The sequence below is a fragment of the Bradyrhizobium sp. genome (assembly GCF_035652035.1).
In the GTDB taxonomy this organism is placed as follows: domain Bacteria; phylum Pseudomonadota; class Alphaproteobacteria; order Rhizobiales; family Xanthobacteraceae; genus Bradyrhizobium.
Genome location: NZ_DASREO010000021.1, coordinates 35910 through 53535, shown reverse-complemented (window position 1 = coordinate 53535; position 17626 = coordinate 35910). Strand labels below are relative to the sequence as shown.

Sequence of the window (17626 nt, the reverse complement as noted above, 5' to 3'; positions counted from 1 at the left end):
CTTTCACGCGACCAAAGGCCACGGGAAGCCTTGCCTAAGCAGGTCAGATGGCTCAATGAACAGGCTCGATGACGAACGACGGCACGATAAAGCCTCCACCTGCCCAGCCCGGTCGGCGCGAAGCCGCCGCCATCGACGTCGCGCATCTGTCGAAGACCTACAATACGACGCGGGCGGTCGACGATATCTCGTTCGCGATTGCGCGCGGCAGCATCACAGGGCTTTTGGGCGGCAACGGCGCCGGCAAGACCACGACGATCGCCATGATCATGGGACTGGTTTTGCCGACCTCGGGGCGGATCGAGGTGCTGGGGCACCCGATGCCGGACGAGAGCGCCGAGGTGCTCGGCCGGATGAATTTCGAAAGCCCTTACGTTGACATGCCTTCGCGCCTCACGGTGCGGCAAAACCTGACGATCTTCGGCCGCCTCTATTCGGTGGCAAATCTGCGCGCTCGAATCGAAAAGCTTGCCGCCGACCTCGACCTCGTCGAATTCCTCGACCGCCCCAGCGGCAAACTCTCGGCCGGTCAAAAGACCCGCGTGGCGCTGGCAAAGGCGCTGATCAACGAGCCGGAATTGTTACTGCTGGATGAGCCGACCGCTTCACTCGATCCCGACACCGCCGACTGGGTGCGGCAGCATCTCGAGACCTATCGCAAGCAAAACGCGGCGACCATCCTGCTCGCCTCCCACAACATGCTGGAGGTGGAACGGCTGTGTGACCGCGTCATCATCATGAAGCGCGGCCGCATCGAGGACGACGACAGTCCGGAGCAGATCATGGCGCGCTACAACCGCGCGACGATGGAGGAAGTGTTTCTCGACGTCGCCCGCGGCCGCGTTCAGGAAACGACGTCATGAGCCAGCCTGCGCTCGTCATGGGCATCTCGCCGCAGCGGATCGCGGCCATGATCCTGCGTTACTGGTATGTGCTGATCTCGTCATGGCCGCGGATGCTGGAGCTGCTCTACTGGCCGGCGCTGCAGATCATCACCTGGGGCTTCATCCAGAACTACGTGTCGCAGAACGCCGGATTTTTTGCCCGCGCCGGCGGCACGCTAGTCGGCGCTGTGATCCTGTGGGACATCCTGTTCCGCGGCCAGCTCGGCTTTTCGATCTCCTTTCTGGAAGAGATGTGGGCGCGCAATCTCGGCAACCTGATGATGAGCCCGTTGAAGCCGATCGAATTTCTGCTGACGCTGATGGTGATGAGCCTGATCCGGCTCGTGATCGGCATCGTGCCGATGACGCTGCTCGCGATGGTCTTCTTCGGCTTCAATTTCTACGCGATCGGACTGCCGCTGATCGCCTTCTTCTGCAACCTGATCTTCACCAGCTGGTCGGTCGGGATCTTCGTTTCGGGCCTCGTGCTGCGTCATGGCCTGGGCGCCGAGAGCATCGTCTGGACGCTGATGTTTGCGATGATGCCGCTCGCCTGCATCTACTACCCGGTAACGGTGCTGCCGCATTGGTTGCAGCTGGTCGCCTGGACGCTGCCGCCGACCTATGTGTTCGAGGGCATGCGGGCCCTGCTCACGGAACATGTCTTTCGCGCCGACCTGATGGTGTATGCGGTCGCCATCAATGTGGCGCTCATGATCGCGTCATTTTGCGTGTTTCTGATGCTCCTCAAGAGCGCCCGGCGGCACGGTTCGTTGATCCAGGTCGGCGAATAAACACCGGTAAAACCCCGGGTTTTCCTCCTTGCAGCTTGTTAATCTCTGCGGGAACGCCGATCTATAGATTGACGCTTTATTTTGCTTTCTGCACTATATTGCAGCGCAAAAGGGACATGAGGGCTAAATGCCGATTGGCGAGTTTGGCGGCGCGCCGCCTAGGGTGGTCGAAGGCAGTCCGGCATTAACGACGCCGATGTACTGGATGTACGAAATGGCGCACGCGTCGCTCAATCCCGCGCGCGCCGTGACCGACGCCACCAAAATCCTGTTTCAGAATCCACTCAATCCGTGGTCGCACACCGAGGCCGGCAAATCGATCGCGGCGGCCTGCGAATTATTCGAGCGCACGACGCGCCGCTACGGCAAACCGGAATGGGGCATCCACGACACCGACGTCAACGGCATCCGCACGCCGGTCGAGATTCGCACCGTCTGGGAAAAGCCGTTCTGCCGGCTGCTCTACTTCGACCGCAAGCTGACGCGGCCCTTGCGCAGCCCCCAGCCGCGAGTGCTGATCGTCGCACCGATGTCCGGCCACTATGCGACGTTGCTGCGTGGCACGGTCGAAGCCTTCCTGCCCGGCCACGAGGTCTACATCACCGACTGGGCCGACGCACGCATGGTGCCACTTGCCGCCGGCCGCTTCGATCTCGATGATTACATCGACTACGTGATCGAGATGCTGCATGAGCTGGGCGGCAATATGCATGTGATCGCGGTGTGCCAGCCTTCCGTGCCGGTGGTCGCTGCGGTTTCCATCATGGAAGCCGAGAATGATCCGTTTGTTCCGCTTTCCATGACGCTGATGGGTGGCCCGATCGATACCCGACGCAATCCCACCGCCGTCAACGACCTTGCCGCCGAGCGCGGCATCGACTGGTTCCGCCACAACGTCATCACCAAGGTGCCGTTTCCGCATCCGGGCGTGATGCGCGACGTCTATCCGGGCTTCCTGCAGCTGAACGGCTTCATCAGCATGAATCTCGACCGTCACATGGACGCTCACAAGGAACTGTTCCGCAACCTGGTGAAGGGTGACGGCGATCTCGTCGACAAACACCGCGACTTCTACGACGAATATCTGGCGGTGATGGACCTATCGGCGGAGTATTACCTGCAGACGGTCGACACCGTTTTCGTCAAGCATGCGCTGCCGAAGGGCGAGATGACCCATCGCGGCAAGCAGGTTGATCCCTCCCGGGTACGCCGCGTCGCATTGATGACGGTCGAAGGCGAGAACGACGACATTTCGGGGCTCGGTCAAACCGAGGCGACCCACACGCTGTGCAGTTCAATCCCCGACCATCGCCGCGTGCACTACGTGCAGAAGGGGGTTGGCCACTACGGCGTGTTCAACGGCTCGCGTTTCAAATCGGAAATCGTGCCGCGTATCTCCGATTTCATGGTGTCTTCAGCAAACATGAAGGGCATGAAGCCTTCGCTCGCTTACGCTGCGGAGTGAAACGCGCAGACGTTGCTGAATGAACGCGAAATCGCGTTTCCGCACGAACATCGCCGTTCGCTGCGGGTCCGCTAACCCCCTGAATTGACCCCAGGAAACGCGAATCTACCCGCGCCCGAAGTAATGAATCTTAATTCTGTTCTTTGACCCCCTCGGAGGGAGTCTTTGCGCCCAATTTTTTGAGTTCCAGGCCCATTCTGTAGGGCCGGAGAACGCCCGAACCCCTGTATATTGGGCAAATGATTTGTTTTTGCGCAGAGCGATTTCCCTGGCGGCGGATATGGCAGAATCCGGGCGAACTCTTACTCCCCGGACTTACCGACATGGCCACTCGCGCGCTCCTTTATCGGCGGCCCTACGAGCCTTCGAGGCTTTTGATCAAACACGGCTCCCAGATCTACTCGGTCCGGCTCCGCCGGCACCGCCGCGCGCGCCGTTACACCTTACGAATTCATCCGAGCGACCGCGAGGCGATCCTCACCATCCCGCCGCGCGGCACGATCGCCGATGCCAAGGACTTTGCGCAGCGTCACGGCGGCTGGATCGCTGCTCGTCTCGGCCGATTGCCCAAGGCTGCACCCTTTCTTCCGGGAACAGTGGTGCCGCTCCGCGGCGCTCCCCATAGAATCGTGCACCGCGCGGGTCAGCGCGGCACGGTCTGGACCGAGGTTCGCGACAGCGGCGAGCGCATCCTCTGCGTAGCGGGCGGCGTCGAACATACCGAGCGGCGCGTTCATGATTTTCTCAAGCGAGAAGCCCGCAAGGATCTGCAGAAGGCAGCCGCCTCTTATGCGCAGGAGCTTGGCGTCAAGGTCCGGCGGCTCTCGATCCGCGACCAGTCGAGCCGCTGGGGTTCATGTACCTCGGCCGGTTCGCTGTCGTTCTCCTGGCGGCTGATCTTCGCGCCGCCTTACGTGCTCGACTATCTCGCGGCCCACGAAGTTGCCCATCTCGTCGAGATGAACCATTCGGCGCGGTTCTGGAAGGTGGTGGCGAAAGTCTGCAGCCATGTCGAACGCGCCAAGACCTGGCTCGATACCCACGGCAACGACCTCCATCGCTACGGCATCCAGGACTGAGTCGCGGCTCGTAGGGCTGCTCTGACCTAAGCCATCGCTGCCGCTCTCTTGAGCGGCGCGCCGTGCGCAAAAAGGCAACAGTCACGGATATTCCGACCGTCATCACGCCGGCGTGCAGGCCAGTGCACAGCTATGCGCTTTTGATCAACATCTGGATTGCGTATGGATGTTGTCATACTGCATAAGGCGTTGGATAAATTGAATATGCTTGGGGGTCGAGCTGCGGGCGGAGCAACGGCGGCCGTCGTTTTCCTTGGTCAAGTGGCGGCATTTTCCGTCCACGCCGACACCATGGAGAGCGCGCTGCTGCGCGCCTATCAGAGCAACCCGCAGCTCAATGCCCAGCGCGCTCTGGTGCGCGCGACCGACGAAAACGTCCCGCAGGCGCTGGCCGGCTATCGCCCGAAGGTCACGGCGACCTTGAGCGGCGGCTACCAGTACACCGACGAGATCGTGATCGGAGCGACGGGCGCGAGGAGCGCGGTGGGACCGCAATCCCCTCACGCCGCCGGCATCACCGCGACCCAGACGCTCTACAACGGCAATCAGACCGCCAACAAGACGCGTGCCGCGGAAAGCCAGGTCTTTGGCGCCCGCGAAAGTCTGCGCCTCATGGAGCAGTCGGTCCTGCTCTCGGCCGCCACCATCTATATGGATTACCTGCGCGATGCTGCGATCCTCGAGGTCCAGCGCAGCAACACAAGGGTGCTCGAGCTGACGTTGAAGCAGACCCGCGACCGCTACAGCGCGGGCCTCGTCACCCCGACCGACGTCGCCCAGTCGGAAGCGCAGCTTGCGGCGGGCAAGACCCAGGAGCTGTCGGCTGAAGCGACGCTCACGACCACGCGCGCAAACTTCCGCCGCATCATCGGCAACGAACCGTCGAACCTGCAACCGGCCTCGCCGGTCGATCGCTATCTGCCGGCAACGGTGCGCGATGCGACCAATCTCGCTTTGGTCGAAAATCCCAACGTGACTGCCGCCATGTACGGCATCGACGTCAGCTTCCTCACTGTGAAAATCAACGAGGGCGCGCTGCTTCCGACCGTCTCGTTGCAGGCCACGGTCCAGAAGGGCTGGCAACAGACCATCGCGCAGGTCAAGTCGTTCAGCGCCTCGGCGACGGCGCAGGCCACGGTGCCCGTCTATCAGGGCGGGGCGGAATATGCGCTGATCCGCCAGTCCAAGGAAACGCTGGAGCAGCAGCGTCTCACGCTGGAGCAGGTGCGCGATCAGGCTCGCGCTGACCTGGTGACCGCATGGGGTCAGCTACTCGCGGGCAAGGCGCAGGTCAAAGCTGCGCAATCGCAGGTCGACGCATCGGAAATCGCTTATCTCGGCACCACCAAGGAAGCCCAGGTCGGCCAGCGCACCGTGATCGATATCTTGAACGCGCAGCAGACGCTGGTGAATGCCCGCGTCGCGCTGGTGACGGCGCAGCATGACCGCGTTGTCGCATCCTACGCCGTGCTGAACGCGATCGGCCGCCTGTCGCCGCAGGTGTTGCATCTGCCGACGACCACCTATGATCCCAGCGTTCACTATCAGCAGGTGCGCGACAAATGGGTCGGCGTCCGCACGCCAGACGGGCGGTAATTCGGTGAGCGCGATCCTGATTTGATCTCCAGGCCGCGATATCCGGGCCGCAATGAAAGCGCGCGGCAATTGTCTTCGGCGTACTCCCAAGCCCAGCGTCAAAATGCTTCGTTGCTCAGCCGGCCAGGCTCCAGCTACACCGTCTCGATCTTCAAATTGGATTGGAGGCTGTTACTGGACTTTTAGCTGAACTCAACCAAGAGGAGGCACGTCCATGAAATCGAAAAATTGGATTTTCATTATTGCCGCCTTTATGGCGGCCATGACGGCGAGCACGCCGGTGGCCATCTCGGGTGAGCCGAACGGCAAGATTACGATCCTTTACGACGCGTTCGGCACCGATCCCACAATGACAAAGGACTGGGGTTTTTCCGCCTTGGTGGAAATCGCGGGAAAGCGGATTCTCTTTGATACTGGAGACAACGCCGCGATCTTCGAGAAGAATGTGAAGGCAAAAGGTGTTGACCTCACCACGCTCGATTTCGTCGTCCTGTCGCACCGCCACTCCGATCACATGGCTGGATTGAGCTACGTCTTGAGCGTAAATCCGACAGTCAAGATTTATGCGCCCAAGGAAAGCTTCGGAATCTTCGGCTCGTCGCTGCCGTCGGCTTTTTACCGCAAGGATGAGGCCCTGCCCGAAGAGATGCGATATTACGGGGGCAAGCCACCGCAAGTGATGCAGTTCGGTGCAGCCTGGCCCAACGCGCAATTCCAGCTGATCGATCAGACGACAGAGATTGCTCCCGGCATTACGCTTATAGCGATGATCTCCGACCTCCCCGGCACAAGGGAGCTCAAGGAGCTATCCCTCGCTGTGAACACGCCGGATGGACTGCTTCTCATTGTCGGCTGTTCGCATCCGGGAATTGAGCGAATTGTGGAGGCCGCGGCGGCCATCAATCCGAAAATTCATTTGATTGCCGGAGGCTTTCACCTTGTCGTGGCCACCGATGATGCCATTGAGAAGATCGTGAGCGCGCTCAAGGACAAGTTCAAAGTTGAGAATATTGCTCCCGGTCACTGCACCGGCGAGCCGAGCTTTGCAGCGCTGAAGAAGGCATTCGGCACAAGGTACATTTATGCCGGTCTCGGCACGTCGCTTGTCCTTGGACCGGATATCGACGTCCGGCGCGGCGAGGGGCCTGCTTTCGACGATCTTGCCCTGTATCGCAAGTTTGCGAGTCGCGAAGATTGAAAGCCCTCGCCAAGTGTTGGGGGATGTGATTGCGGCTGCCTATCACCTTGGGCAGCCGCCATTTCGGCATGCGCTGACGTGAAGACGTCTGGAGGTCATCGATTGCGGTGCAACACTCGGCCTCATGGTTCGAGACGCCTCCTCACCATGAGGGCAAAGACAAGTACCAGGCGCCCTAGCGCCCAAACAGCCGCTGCATCAGCCAGCCGTCGAGACCGGCGTCGGGCTCAGGCCGCACCGCGGCTGACGTTCGCGTCGGCGCAGCCCGGGCCGGGGCGGAAGACGGCGGGGCGACGGCGTTAGGGGGTGTTATCGCTTGCGCGATGGTGGCGAGCATTCCGCCCGGTTGCGAGGCCGGCAACGGCACCGGCGTCACGCCTTGATGCGCCGCCTTCATGAAGCGGGTCCAGATTTCCACCGGCAAGCCGCCGCCGGTCGCTTTCTTGGTCGGCGAATTGTCGTCATTGCCGAGCCAGACGCCGGTGACGAGGTTGGCCGTATAGCCGATGAACCAGGCGTCGCGGAAATCCTGGCTGGTTCCGGTCTTGCCGGCGGCCATCCAGCCCGGCAGCTCGGCCTTGTGCGCGGTGCCCGAGAGCAGCGTTTCCTGCATCATCCTGTTCATCATCGCGACGTATTGCGGATCAATCACCTGGCCGAGCTGATCGCTCTGACGCGCGTAGAGAACCTTGCCATCGAGGGTGTGGATCTTGGTGACGACGTGCGGCGAGACGCCGAGGCCGCCATTGGCAAAGGGCGCATAGGCGCCGACCAGCTCGATCATCGAGACTTCGCTTGTGCCGAGCGCGATCGAGGCATTGGCGTCGAGTTTCGATGAAATGCCGAGCCGATGCGCGGTGCGCACGACGTTCTTCGGCCCGACCTCAAGCCCGAGCCGCACCGCGACCGTGTTGAGCGACATCGCGAGCGCCTGGGTCAGCGTGACCTGACCGAGATATTGATGGCTGTAGTTCTCCGGCTTCCAGCCCTTGATATCGAGCGGAGCGTCCTGCCGAACCGTTTCCGGCGTCAGGCCGGATTCGATCGCGGTGAGATAGACGAACGGCTTGAACGCCGAGCCCGGCTGGCGTTTCGCCGTCACCGCGCGGTTATACTGGCTCTCCGAATAGTTGCGGCCGCCGACCATGGCGCGGACCGCGCCATCCGGTGACATCGCCACCAGCGCGCCCTGCGTGACGTCGAACTTCACGCTTTTGGCCGCGAGTTCGTCGATCACGGCGGCTTCCGCGACCGCCTGCAGTTTCGGATCGATCGAGGTTTCCACCACGACGCTCTGCTCGATCTGGCCGACCAGGTCGTCGAGCACCTCGCCGATCCAGTCGGCGACATAGTTGACCGTGCCGGCGCCGACCGGCTTCACGTTGTAGGAGGGATGACCGATCGAGGCCTGCGCCTGTGCCTCCGTGATGAACTTCGCATCCGCCATCGCGGCAAGCACGGTTTGCGCCCGCTGTTCGGCGCCTTCGGGATTGCGGTTCGGTGCCAGGCGGGAAGGCGACTTGACGAGACCGGCGAGCATTGCGGCTTCCGCCAGCGTCACGTGCCTGGCTGATTTGCCGAAGTAGCGCTGGCTTGCTGCTTCCACGCCATAGGCGCCGGAGCCGAAATAGACGCGGTTGAGATAGAGCTCGAGAATCTCGTTCTTGGAGTGCTTGCGTTCCAGCCAGATCGCGAGCTCAGCTTCCTGCAATTTGCGCTGAAACGTGCGCTCCTGGGTCAGGAACAGGTTCTTGGCGAGCTGCTGGGTCAGCGTCGAGCCGCCCTGCGAGACGCCGCGATGCAGAACGTTGGTCACGGCCGCGCGCAAAATGCCCCAGGGATCGATGCCGAAATGATGGTAGAAGCGGCGGTCTTCAATCGCGATGAACGCCTTCGGCAGATACGGCGGCAGGTCCTTCAACGCGACATTGGCGCCGGGCATTTCGCCGCGAATGGCGAGCACGCTGCCGTCGGCGGCGGTGATCTGGATTGTCGGCGGCCGTTTCGGGATTTCCAGCGACTGGATCGCCGGCAGATGCGCGCCGACCCACACCACGAGACCGACGGTTGCAATCGCGCCCCACAGGCCGAGCACGACGCACCAATAAAACATCCGCCCGATCGGCAGGCGTGCGCGCGACTTCGCTCGGCGCTTTGCCTCGGCGCGGGTCACGCGTGGCTTCCGCTCGACCGGCGGCGGCTCGTCGTCATCGTCGTCATCGTCGATTTTTCGCTTGGCGGCTTTCTTCGGTTTGTCGCTGCCGTCACCGGGAACGCGATCCTCGGGCGACAGCCGCAGGTCGGAAAGCGCCGCGGCAAGACCGAATATCGGCTCCTTGCGCCCGCCCTTTTTTTTCCGTCCCCACGCCATACGCAAAACGCCCAATACAACCCATGCGCAAAGTAGCGGCACGGGTTTAAGGCCGTCTTAAACGATGGTTAATCGGATGCGATATCGGCTGGCGTAACCGCCTGAGCCGCAAGGGATTCAGATTGGCTTAACCTTAAAGCGAGCGGGAATTTCCCGGCGATGCCGCCGCGGGAAAAATGCGCGCGGCAGCATCATCGGGGCGCCGCACTAGCCCGACGGCCCGCTGTCTTCCAGGATCGGGCCGAACATCTCCCAGCGCTCGCCGTTGAAGCGCATCATCTGCAACTGCTTGTTGACGCGGTAATCGTTCGGCGTGGTGTTGCCGACGATTCCTGGCAACGCGAGATCGGCCTTGTAGTCCTTGATGTTGGTCGCCTGCTTGAGCACGTTCTCGCGGGTGAGATTGTCGCCGCATTGCTGCAAGACATGCACCATCAACTCCGCGGTGCCGTAGCCATAGGTGTTGAAGCTCGAGTTCTTGTCGCCTTCCGGATAATACTTCGCCATGAACTCGAAAAACTTCTTCATGCCCGGATCGTCCTTCCAGGTCGGATCGAGCGGGTCCTTGCCGTAATTGACGCTGAGCACGCCCTTGGACGCTTCAAGCCCTGCGGGCTGCATGACCGCGCCGACCGAGGTGGCGTTGATATCGAGAATGTGCACCGGCTTCCAGCCGAGCTCGGCATTCTTCTTGATCGTCTGCGCCGCAAATTTCGGGGTTGACGCGCTGAACAACAGGTCGACGCCGGCCGCCTTCAATTTCAGGATCTGCGATTCGACGGTCGGATCGGAGATCTCGTAGGAGGCTTCCGCCACCACCATGGTCGACGCCTTGTCGCCGAGACCCGACTTGATGCCGTTCAGATAGTCGCGGCCGAGATCGTCGTTCTGATAGAGCACACCGACCTTGGCATCCGGATAATTCTTGAGAATGTACTGGCCGTAGATGCGTCCCTCGACGAAATAGTTCGGGTTGTAGCCAAGCGTCCAGGGATAGTTCTTCGGATCGGTGAATTTTGACGCACCGGTTGCGGCGAACAGTTGCGGCACCTTCTTGGCGTTGAGATATTTCTGGACAGCGGCGTTGGAGGGCGTGCCGATAATCTGGAAGGTCAGCAGCACCTCGTCGCTCTCGACCAGCTTTCGCACCTGCTCGACCGCCTTCGGCGGGCTATAGGCGTCGTCATACTGGATCAGGTTGATCTTGCGGCCGTTCACCCCGCCCTGATCGTTGATCATCTTGAAATAGGCGGCCTGCGCCCTGCCGATGGTGGCGTAGGCGGATGCCGGGCCTGAAAACGGTACGGTCTGGCCGATCTTGATCTCGGTGTCGGTGGCGCCCGGATCGTACTGCTTCTGTGCGTGAGCCGCGGGCGCAGCGAGTGCGAGCGCAAGCGCGGTCCCGATGACGAAATGAAAATGGCTCTTCATGTCGCTACCTCTCCCTGATGTCTATTTTTGACGATGGCTTTCCGTCCGACGGAAATCATCATTGCCGCCAATTCTGGAGGAACGACTATGGCAATGCAAGGCAGCGCCGCTTACGCCAACCAAAGTAGGATGAGCGCAAGCACGGCCGGCGCCGCCTGCACGAGCAGGATTCGAAAGCTCACCGTTGCCGCGCCATAGATCCCGGCCACGATCACGCAGAGAAGAAAAAATACCTTGATCTGAAATGCAAAGGCAGCGTTCGGCTGCATCAGCCCCCAGATCAGGCCCGCGGCGAGGAAGCCGTTGTAGAGTCCCTGATTGGCGGCAAGCACGGCCGAGTCGGCGGCCTTTTCCGGCGTGTTTCGAAAGGTCTTCAGGCCGAGCGGCCTGGTCCAAAAGAACATTTCGAGCGTGAGAAAATAAACGTGTAGTGCGGCGACGAGCGCCACTAATGTATTGGCAATCGCGTTCATGTGACTCCCCCAAGTATCGACGCGAGTGACGGCAGCGAGGCAACGAAGATGACAGGTTACATCGATCCGACCAAGGAAACATTCGCCAAGTTTCGCGAGAGCGATCGCCCCGGTCCCATTCACATGCTCAATCTGGTGAAGTTGCGCGACCGCGCGGCGTACCCCGACGGACGATCGGCGTCGGGCGCGGAGGCCTACGCGGCCTACGGCCGCGAGAGCGGTCCGGTGTTCACGCGCCTTGGCGGCAAGGTGGCATGGCAGGGCCGCTTCGAACTGATGCTGATCGGGCCGGAGGGCGAATACTGGGATCACTGCTTCATCGCGGAATATCCGAGCGTTGGCGCCTTCGTCGAAATGATCCGCGATCCCGTCTACCGCGAGGCGGTGAAACATCGCCAGGCCGCGGTGGAAGACTCGCGCCTGATCCGCCTGAAGCCGCTCGCACCCGGCAAGACCTTTGGCGAGATTCCGCAAGTCGGCTGACCGTGTCGATCGGAATTCGGGTGGCGCGCAGATGATTTCGCTGGCAAACGCGGATTAGCAAGCCGAGCCTGCTCGGAGTGATGATGTCCGAAAACCGCAAGAGCGCGAAGCGACCTGAAACATTTGGGCTTGACCGGCTGGAAACGCCAATTGGCTTGGCGCTGCTGGTCACGGATGCCGATGGCGTTCTTCGCGCGCTCGACTGGGAGGACTACGCCGCACGCATGAACGAGCTGTTGCGCTTGCAATACGGTGCCGTCGTCTTGAAAGAAGCTCGGGCTCCGAGCCGGATACTGAAAGCGCTTTCAGCCTACTTCAAAGGCGACCTCGATCGCCTGAGCACGATCGAATGGCGCGTTGCGGGCACGCCGTTCCAGCAAAAAGTTTGGCACGCGCTGCCGAAAATTCGCGCGGGAACCACGATGAGCTACGGCGCGCTGGCGGCAAAGCTCAATGCGCCTCGCGCGACACGCGCGGTCGGCCACGCCAACGGCTCAAACCCCATCAGCGTGGTGCTGCCCTGTCACCGCTTGATTGGCGCTGACGGCACATTGGTCAAATATGGTGGCGGGCTTTCGCGCAAGCGATGGCTGCTTGAACATGAAGGCGTGTCGCGCAAGCGATGGCTGCTTGAACATGAAGGCGTGTCGCTCAAGCCGACCGCCACATGAACGCAACCGTTACGCCGCGACCTTCTCGCTGGCGAGCAGATGCAAGAGCGCGCTCCTGATCGCGGCCTGACGCGTCGGCGCGGTGATCTGCGCGCCGAGCAGATCCGTGACATAGAACACGTCGCGCGCGCGCTCGCCGAAGGTCGCGACGTGCGCCGAGGCGATATTGAGATTGAGCTTCGAGATCGCGGTCGTCAGCTCGTACAACAGGCCCGGCCGGTCGAGACCGGAGACCTCGATCACGGTGTAACGGTCCGACCACTGGTTGTTGACGGTGACTTCCGGCTCGACGACGAAGGGACGCACCTTGCCGCGGCCGGCCGCGCGCCGCGCCACCACTTCCGGCAGGCGCAGCTTGCCTTCGAGCACTGCCTCGATCATCTCGCCGATGCGCGTGGCGCGCCTGCCCTCGTCCTCGTCGCGGTCGTATTCCCGCGTGATCGCGATGGTGTCGAGCGCGCGCCCATCGGTCGTGGTGTAGATCTGGGCGTCGACGATGTTGGCGCCGGCCGATGCGCAGGCGCCGGCGATGATCGACAGCAGCCACGGATGGTCCATTGCGAGAATTGTGAGTTCGGTGACGCCGCGCCCCTCGTCGAAGCCGACGTTGATGGCGAGCTTGTCGCCTGCCTGTTCGCTTGACCGCATGAACCGCGCATGGCGGATCTTGCGCGGCAGTTCGACCTTGAGCCAGTACGCCGGATAATGACGCCCGATATAGGTGTTGAGCTCCTGCTCCGGCCACTCGGTGAAGGCGGAGCGAAACTCGCCTTGCGCGATTGCCAAACGCCGGGCGCGATCGACTTCCGAGAAGCCGCCGGTCAAGACCGGCTCGGTCTCATAATAAAGCGTGCGGATCAGCTGCGCCTTCCAGCCGTTCCACACGCCCGGACCGACGCCGCGGATATCGGCGGTGGTGAGAATGGTCAGGAGCTTCATCTGCTCGACCGATTGCACCACAGCGGCAAAATTCTCGATGGTCTTGCGGTCGGTCAGGTCGCGCGATTGCGCAACCGTCGACATCGTCAGGTGCTCCTCGATCAGCCATGCCACGAGCTCGGTATCGGCCGCGGAAAAGCCGAGCCGCGGACACAGGCGACGGGCGACCTTCGCACCCGCAATCGAGTGATCCTCGGGGCGGCCTTTGGCGATATCATGCAACAGCGTCGCGACATAGAGCACGGCGCGGTGTTCAGGCCTGATCTTGCGCATCAAATCGCTGGCGACGATGAACTCGTCGCTGCCGCCGCGCTCGATCTCCTGCAGGAAACCGATGCAGCGGATCAGATGCTCGTCCACCGTATAGTGGTGGTACATGTTGAACTGCATCATCGAGACGATCTTGCCGAAGGCGCGGATGAATTGACCGAGCACGCCGGTTTCGTTCATCCGCCGCAGCACGATTTCGGCGTCGTTCGAGGTCAGGATCTCCATGAACAGCAGGTTGGCTTCGGGATCGGCGCGCAGCTCGGTGTTGATCAGCTTCAGCGAGCGCGTCACCGTCCGCATCGCGTCCGGATGGAAGGCGAGGTTGTTCTTCTGCGCGAGGCGGAAGATCCGGATCAGGTTGACCGGATCGTGCTTGAAGACGTCGGGCGCCGCGAGATTGATGCGGTTGTGGTCGACGATGAAATCGTCGCTGTCGGGGACGCGTCGCCGCACCGTGCTCGGCCGGAATCGCGCCATCATGCGACTCAACACCGGCACCGGCTTGGCCTGTTCGTTTTCAAGTTTCGCGCACAGGATCGCGGTGAGGTCGCCGACTTCCTTGGCAATCAGGAAGTAGTGCTTCATGAAGCGTTCGACGTCCTGCATGCCGGGATGCGAGGTATAGCCGAGCCGAACCGCAATCTCGCGCTGCATGTCGAATGACAGCCGCTCTTCGGCGCGGCCGGCGAAGAAATGCAGGTTGCAGCGGACCGACCACAGGAAATCGGCGCAGCGGCGGAAGGTGCGATACTCCTGCGCGTCGAACACGCCGCGGGCAAGCAGTTCATCGGTGTCGCGGACGCGGTAGACGTATTTGGCGATCCAGAACAGCGTGTGCAGGTCGCGCAGGCCGCCCTTGCCGTCCTTGACGTTGGGCTCGACCAGATAGCGCGACTGGCCGGCGCGGCGATGCCGCTCCTCGCGCTCGGCAAGTTTTGCGGTCACGAATTCGCTGGCGTTGCCCTGCACCACCTCCTTGTCGAAGCGCGTGACCAGTTCGTCATAGAGCGGCTGGTCGCCGGCAAGGAAGCGCGTCTCGAGAATTGCGGTGCGGATCGTCATGTCGCCGCGCGCCTGGCGGATCGATTCATCGACCGACCGCGTCGCGTGCCCGACCTTCAGCCCCATGTCCCACAGACAATAGAGCACGGCTTCGGCGACCTGTTCGCCCCAGGCGGTCTGCTTGTAGGGCAGGATGAAGAGCAGATCGATGTCGGATTCCGGTGCCATCAGGCCCCGGCCATAGCCGCCGGTTGCGACCACCGCCATGCGCTCGGCGCCCGAGGGAATCGGCGAATAATAGAGATGGCGCGTTGCGGCATCGAACAGGATGCGGATGATCTCGTCCTGGACGAAGCAGAGCCGCTCCGCGCAACGCCGCCCGTGCCGGTCCTTCAGCAGCACGGCTTGCGCGGTAGCGCGCGCCGCGAGCATCTCGGCCTTCAGGAGCTTTGCGACGCTTGCGCGAAAGACATCCTCGCGCCCTTGGTGCTCCGCCGCCAGCGCGTCGACCGCGGCCGTGATCCGCGCGGTGTCGAAACGCTCGTCGGCTTCACGCCGGGCCTCTTTGACGACGCTATCCATTTCCTATTCCGATAATCGACGCGGCTGCGGCTGTCACGGAAGATTGCGCGACGACGGCCAAATCATCCGGCGTTCCCATTACATAACGTCTTTCCGGTTTCCTGCACGCGTCGCCGCAGATTTTCTTTTGCCGTCGACCGGTCATATAAGACACTGAAAGAAAAAGGGTTTCCCTTCAACTCGGGATGTGGTGACATCGTCGCCCCAACCGGCTACATCCCAAGCAAACAAATAACCGGGAGAAGAAAATGGACGCCGCAGAGCTTCGCGCCACCCAGGCCCCGTTCAAGGAAAAATACAAATCCGATCCGAAATCCGCGTTGATTACCCTGAAAGCGAAGGGGTCGATCGACAACGAAGGCATCGCCTGCAAGGTCGAGACCGGCCGTGCGCTCGCCGTTGCGGGCCTGCATCCGGGAAGCGGCGGCACGGGACTGGAGCTCTGTTCCGGCGACATGCTGCTCGAAGCGCTGGTCGCCTGCGCCGGCGTCACGTTGAAGTCGGTCGCGACCGCCATTGAAATCCCGCTCAAGACCGGCAACGTCAGCGCCGAAGGCGATCTCGACTTCCGCGGCACGCTCGGCGTCGACAAGGAAGCGCCGGTGGGCTTTGCCGAAATCCGCCTGCGCTTCGACGTTGCGACCGACGCGCCGCAGGACAAGCTCGATCTGCTCTTGAAACTCACCGAGCGCTATTGCGTGGTCTATCAGACCATCAAGAACGGACCGAAGGTTTCGGTGACGATGCAGCGGATTTAACCAAGCAAAAGGTGTCGTCCCCGCGAAGGCGGGGACCCATAACCCCAGGGCGCGGTCGTTTCGCACGACGCAGGCCAGACCTTTCGACCAAAAACGGTCTGTGGTTATGGGTCCCAAGTCGCGCTTCGCTTGCCCGGGACGACAGACGAAATGTCCCCCGATCTTCACTTCATCCTGCTGCTCGCGCTCCGCATGGCGGTTGCCGCCGCTTTCGTGGTGACGGCCTCCATCATCACCGAGCGATCAGGCCCGGTGATGGGCGCGCTGATCGCGACATTGCCGATTTCGGCCGGCCCCTCTTACGTCTTTCTCGCGCTCGATCACGATGCGGCCTTCATCGCCGAAGGCGCGCTGGCGAGTTTTCCGATCAACGCCGCCACCATGTTCTTCTGCCTGGTCTATGTATTTCTGGCCCAGCGCCAGAATGCTGTGATCAGCGTCGGCGGCGCGCTTGCCGTTTGGTTTCTGCTCGCGGCGCTTGAGCGGCTGGTGTCGTGGACGCTTCTCGACGGCTTCATCGCGAACGCGATCGCGTTCGGCATCTGTATTCCGGCCTTCAGGCGCTTTCAGCACGTCAAGAAGATGCCGCTGATCACGCGGCGCTGGTACGACATCCCCTTGCGCGCGACGATGGTTGCGACTCTGGTCGCGCTCGTCGTCTCTTTGTCGCGCTGGGTCGGACCGTTCGTCAGCGGCACCATCGCGCTGTTTCCGGTCGTGCTGACCAGCGTGACCATGATCCTGCATCCGCGCATCGGCGGCCCGGCCACGGCCGCCGTCATCGCCAATGGCGGCTGGGGCATGATGGGATTTTCATTGTCCTTCGTCGTTCTTCACTTCGCCGCGCTGCGCTTCGGTTCAGCCATCGCGCTCAGCCTCGCTTTAGCCACGTGCATCGGCTGGAACCTTGTGCTGTGGCGCCTGGGGCGGAGAAGGGCGGCGATCGCGCGTTAGTCCACGCCATTCCGCCACTTCCCGATGGAGATCTTCCCGCAGAGATGGACCTGAAAGCCGTCTGTGCTACAGGACCGCTCGCGCCTGCGACCGCCTCTATGCAACTGGTCCGGGGATCCAATCGTTTCCGGCAAGCGGCGTAACCTTTACGCCAGCAATGACCCCGCGTTGCAGGCTTGGATCGAAATAGCGCATCGTGCGCTCATTGAAATCAATGATGCGGCCCGGCGTCAAAGGCCCCACATCATTTATCTTGACGATGGCCTTCTTGCCTGCACCCTCAACGAGGGCATATTTCGGCCTCGCGCCATACCGGACGCCGCCAAATTCCATCCGCAAATTGGTTTTGATGGCAGCCGCCCACGCGCTCGAATCATAGCGCTCCCCTGAAGCTGTCTTCACGCCGCCTTCGCGATATCCGGACCGGAACGGATTGTACATGGATGCTGCGCCGACGATCGCGGTCCGAGCAGCGGCGACAACGACGGCATCTGAACGAACTGTATCGATTTCACTGCGGGCCATGGCGACTGATGAAAAGGCAAATGTCATTAGCGCGCCGCAAATTGCGGTGCTCAAGCGAAACACCATCAGAACTCCTCGACTGATTGATTGACTTCTTTTGATTGGTTTCAACGGTGCGCTGGCGCGCACCGCGTTTTCGTCCACTGCGCTA

General features: G+C 61.8%; 15 protein-coding genes. 10 read left to right on the top strand and 5 right to left on the bottom strand.

What is annotated here, in order from left to right:
* Positions 1 to 68: 68 nt before the first annotated feature.
* From VFB05_RS07925 to VFB05_RS07900, 6 genes are all read left to right on the top strand, one after another.
* Positions 69 to 863, top strand: a complete 795-nt coding sequence (locus VFB05_RS07925; RefSeq protein ID WP_325010756.1) for an ABC transporter ATP-binding protein — start codon at positions 69 to 71, stop codon at positions 861 to 863.
* Positions 860 to 1678, top strand: coding sequence for an ABC transporter permease (locus tag VFB05_RS07920; protein WP_325010754.1), 819 nt, complete (start codon positions 860 to 862; stop codon positions 1676 to 1678). Before VFB05_RS07925 ends, VFB05_RS07920 begins: the two co-directional genes overlap by 4 nt.
* Positions 1679 to 1805: 127 nt before the next feature.
* Positions 1806 to 3143 carry a polyhydroxyalkanoate depolymerase gene (locus VFB05_RS07915; protein WP_325010752.1) on the top strand — a complete coding sequence of 446 codons (1338 nt, stop codon included), beginning with the start codon at positions 1806 to 1808 and terminating at the stop codon, positions 3141 to 3143.
* Positions 3144 to 3382: 239 nt separating this feature from the next.
* Entirely contained in the window at positions 3383 to 4222 is an 840-nt protein-coding gene (locus VFB05_RS07910) for a SprT family zinc-dependent metalloprotease (protein WP_325010750.1), read from the top strand.
* A 204-nt stretch (positions 4223 to 4426) separates the two neighbouring features.
* Positions 4427 to 5818 (top strand): TolC family outer membrane protein, encoded by a 1392-nt coding sequence (locus VFB05_RS07905; protein ID WP_325010747.1) that lies wholly within the window; start codon positions 4427 to 4429, stop codon positions 5816 to 5818.
* A gap of 253 nt (positions 5819 to 6071) precedes the next feature.
* The gene (locus VFB05_RS07900; protein WP_325010789.1) at positions 6072 to 7016 is read left to right on the top strand and encodes an MBL fold metallo-hydrolase; all 945 of its coding nucleotides are present in this window, start codon (positions 6072 to 6074) and stop codon (positions 7014 to 7016) included.
* A gap of 175 nt (positions 7017 to 7191) precedes the next feature.
* Here the strand turns inward: VFB05_RS07900 and VFB05_RS07895 are convergent, their stop codons facing one another.
* The 3 genes from VFB05_RS07895 to VFB05_RS07885 form a co-directional block, all read right to left on the bottom strand.
* Positions 7192 to 9387 (bottom strand): penicillin-binding protein 1A, encoded by a 2196-nt coding sequence (locus tag VFB05_RS07895; RefSeq protein WP_325010745.1) that lies wholly within the window; start codon positions 9385 to 9387, stop codon positions 7192 to 7194.
* A 207-nt stretch (positions 9388 to 9594) separates the two neighbouring features.
* Positions 9595 to 10818 (bottom strand): ABC transporter substrate-binding protein, encoded by a 1224-nt coding sequence (locus VFB05_RS07890; RefSeq protein ID WP_325010743.1) that lies wholly within the window; start codon positions 10816 to 10818, stop codon positions 9595 to 9597.
* A gap of 110 nt (positions 10819 to 10928) precedes the next feature.
* Positions 10929 to 11291: a DUF1304 domain-containing protein gene (locus tag VFB05_RS07885; RefSeq protein WP_325010741.1), complete on the bottom strand. Its 363-nt coding sequence runs from the start codon at positions 11289 to 11291 to the stop codon at positions 10929 to 10931.
* Positions 11292 to 11339: 48 nt separating this feature from the next.
* Between VFB05_RS07885 and VFB05_RS07880 the strand changes: the two genes are divergently transcribed.
* Both VFB05_RS07880 and VFB05_RS07875 read left to right on the top strand, forming a co-directional pair.
* Positions 11340 to 11774: a DUF1330 domain-containing protein gene (locus VFB05_RS07880; protein ID WP_325010739.1), complete on the top strand. Its 435-nt coding sequence runs from the start codon at positions 11340 to 11342 to the stop codon at positions 11772 to 11774.
* A gap of 83 nt (positions 11775 to 11857) precedes the next feature.
* Positions 11858 to 12445 (top strand): methylated-DNA--[protein]-cysteine S-methyltransferase, encoded by a 588-nt coding sequence (locus VFB05_RS07875; protein ID WP_414643163.1) that lies wholly within the window; start codon positions 11858 to 11860, stop codon positions 12443 to 12445.
* A 9-nt stretch (positions 12446 to 12454) separates the two neighbouring features.
* Here the strand turns inward: VFB05_RS07875 and VFB05_RS07870 are convergent, their stop codons facing one another.
* Complete coding sequence (locus tag VFB05_RS07870; RefSeq protein ID WP_325010737.1) at positions 12455 to 15238, bottom strand: [protein-PII] uridylyltransferase; 2784 nt, start codon at positions 15236 to 15238, stop codon at positions 12455 to 12457.
* Between the two features lie 248 nt (positions 15239 to 15486).
* Between VFB05_RS07870 and VFB05_RS07865 the strand changes: the two genes are divergently transcribed.
* Together VFB05_RS07865 and VFB05_RS07860 are read left to right on the top strand one after the other, a co-directional pair.
* Positions 15487 to 15996, top strand: a complete 510-nt coding sequence (locus VFB05_RS07865) for an OsmC family protein (RefSeq protein ID WP_325010735.1) — start codon at positions 15487 to 15489, stop codon at positions 15994 to 15996.
* Between the two features lie 150 nt (positions 15997 to 16146).
* Positions 16147 to 16950, top strand: coding sequence for a hypothetical protein (locus VFB05_RS07860; protein WP_325010733.1), 804 nt, complete (start codon positions 16147 to 16149; stop codon positions 16948 to 16950).
* 96 nt (positions 16951 to 17046) lie between these two features.
* Here the strand turns inward: VFB05_RS07860 and VFB05_RS07855 are convergent, their stop codons facing one another.
* Positions 17047 to 17541 carry a septal ring lytic transglycosylase RlpA family protein gene (locus tag VFB05_RS07855; protein WP_325010785.1) on the bottom strand — a complete coding sequence of 165 codons (495 nt, stop codon included), beginning with the start codon at positions 17539 to 17541 and terminating at the stop codon, positions 17047 to 17049.
* Between the last annotated feature and the right edge of the window lie 85 nt (positions 17542 to 17626).

Coding starts and splice junctions, on each gene's coding strand:
- VFB05_RS07855 (WP_325010785.1), bottom strand. CDS start 17,541: ATGGTGTTTCGCTTGAGCACCGCAATTTGCGGCGCGCTAATGACATTT.
- VFB05_RS07860 (WP_325010733.1), top strand. CDS start 16,147: ATGTCCCCCGATCTTCACTTCATCCTGCTGCTCGCGCTCCGCATGGCG.
- VFB05_RS07895 (WP_325010745.1), bottom strand. CDS start 9,387: ATGGCGTGGGGACGGAAAAAAAAGGGCGGGCGCAAGGAGCCGATATTC.
- VFB05_RS07900 (WP_325010789.1), top strand. CDS start 6,072: ATGGCGGCCATGACGGCGAGCACGCCGGTGGCCATCTCGGGTGAGCCG.
- VFB05_RS07865 (WP_325010735.1), top strand. CDS start 15,487: ATGGACGCCGCAGAGCTTCGCGCCACCCAGGCCCCGTTCAAGGAAAAA.
- VFB05_RS07920 (WP_325010754.1), top strand. CDS start 860: ATGAGCCAGCCTGCGCTCGTCATGGGCATCTCGCCGCAGCGGATCGCG.
- VFB05_RS07915 (WP_325010752.1), top strand. CDS start 1,806: ATGCCGATTGGCGAGTTTGGCGGCGCGCCGCCTAGGGTGGTCGAAGGC.
- VFB05_RS07925 (WP_325010756.1), top strand. CDS start 69: ATGACGAACGACGGCACGATAAAGCCTCCACCTGCCCAGCCCGGTCGG.
- VFB05_RS07875 (WP_414643163.1), top strand. CDS start 11,858: ATGTCCGAAAACCGCAAGAGCGCGAAGCGACCTGAAACATTTGGGCTT.
- VFB05_RS07910 (WP_325010750.1), top strand. CDS start 3,383: ATGATTTGTTTTTGCGCAGAGCGATTTCCCTGGCGGCGGATATGGCAG.
- VFB05_RS07880 (WP_325010739.1), top strand. CDS start 11,340: ATGACAGGTTACATCGATCCGACCAAGGAAACATTCGCCAAGTTTCGC.
- VFB05_RS07905 (WP_325010747.1), top strand. CDS start 4,427: ATGCTTGGGGGTCGAGCTGCGGGCGGAGCAACGGCGGCCGTCGTTTTC.
- VFB05_RS07870 (WP_325010737.1), bottom strand. CDS start 15,238: ATGGATAGCGTCGTCAAAGAGGCCCGGCGTGAAGCCGACGAGCGTTTC.
- VFB05_RS07885 (WP_325010741.1), bottom strand. CDS start 11,291: ATGAACGCGATTGCCAATACATTAGTGGCGCTCGTCGCCGCACTACAC.
- VFB05_RS07890 (WP_325010743.1), bottom strand. CDS start 10,818: ATGAAGAGCCATTTTCATTTCGTCATCGGGACCGCGCTTGCGCTCGCA.